Annotated in this window: 1 protein-coding gene; it reads left to right on the plus strand. The window is 61.5% G+C overall.

The features are described 5' to 3' along the window. Positions 1 to 310 precede the first annotated feature (310 nt). Positions 311 to 1,285 (plus strand): hypothetical protein, encoded by a 975-nt coding sequence (locus EN984_RS34915; protein WP_127271332.1) that lies wholly within the window; start codon positions 311 to 313, stop codon positions 1,283 to 1,285. Positions 1,286 to 1,317: the final 32 nt, after the last annotated feature.

Below are 1,317 nucleotides of genomic sequence, written 5' to 3' on the forward strand. Positions count from 1 at the left end.
TTTGCGCCAATGACCCGCCGCACAGGCGGGTTTTCGTTTGATGCTCCGTCAGCCAACGCGCCGACGGCCTCCGAAGGGACCCGCCAACCCGAGTTCGTTGCCCTGCTTCAAGGAAGCGAAGACGTCCGCCGCAAGCCTGGAGCCAGCATGTCGGCGTAGGCCGTTGCATGCATCGACCTGCTTTACGGCTCTTCATGCGGGTACGCTAAACAAGATGTGTTTCGCCCGATAATGCGAGGCCATCTATGATCGATTCTCGCGGCAATGCCGCAAGAAATCGCCATTCGCTTCGACAAGGAGAATTGATCCGGTGCGGTTGAGATCTGTTTCTCTGGGTGTCGTCGCCAGCCTTCTCGTCGTCATCGCCGTGGCGGTATCGGCCCGATCCTTTGCCGCACCATCTGCCGTTCCAGCCTGGCTGCAGGCTCATGTCGGCGACAGCGACGGCCAGATCTCGCAAATTGTCCTCGAACGAGCCCGCGCGCTTTACCGGAAGAAGGTCGCGCAAGGCGCTGTCAAGAACCCCTGCTACTTCGCCATGGATGCCACACGCCCCAGCGATCTGGGCAATGGCGTGCTCGGCCGTCGCTATTACGTCATCTGCGAGGCCAGCCAGTCGTTTAGCGCGATTTCGTCAGGCCACGGCAGCGGGCGGAATTTGAAAGGCGTCGTCGATTTTTCAAACGGCAAACGGTGCGCGAAGAACTTCGGCAATGCGATGGATTCATCGTTGACGGCCGGCGGCGCCTATATGACCAGCGAGGCCAAAACCTCGTTCAAGGGCTATTACCGCACCGGCGCGAAGCAGGACGCGGTTTTCCAGCGCACCTTCATCCAGTTCGACGGCGAAGGCGAAGCCGCGAACGCCAGGCAGCGGGCGATCGGCGGTCACGCTGCCCAGGTGCTGCATGGCATGTGCCTGCGCAAAAACCCGAACAGCTCGCACGCCGACCATGACGGCTTCGTGCCGTTCGGCAAGCTGGTGGACTATGCCGGCGGTCGCAGCAATGGCTGCACCAGCTGGTCGCCGGCGGATGCCAAGCGGATCATCCCGATGGTCAAGGACAATCCGACGACGCTCTACATCTACCCGGAATCGCGCGACATCACCGCGGTCGCAGCCGACCGTTCACAGCCGGGCGCCTACTGGAACGCGTCCTGCCTGAAGGAAATCGGCACACCGAAATTCTGGCCGAGAAAGACCCTTGAGCCGATCATCGCCCAATACAGGAAGGATCATCCGGCACCGCCGCCACAGCCGCTGCCGATCTGCGAAGCGTCTTGAAGTCCGCATAGCGCCGCCGCGTTGATTAAGAC

The sequence above is a fragment of the Mesorhizobium sp. M7A.F.Ca.CA.004.12.1.1 genome (assembly GCF_003997835.1).
GTDB lineage: Bacteria > Pseudomonadota > Alphaproteobacteria > Rhizobiales > Rhizobiaceae > Mesorhizobium.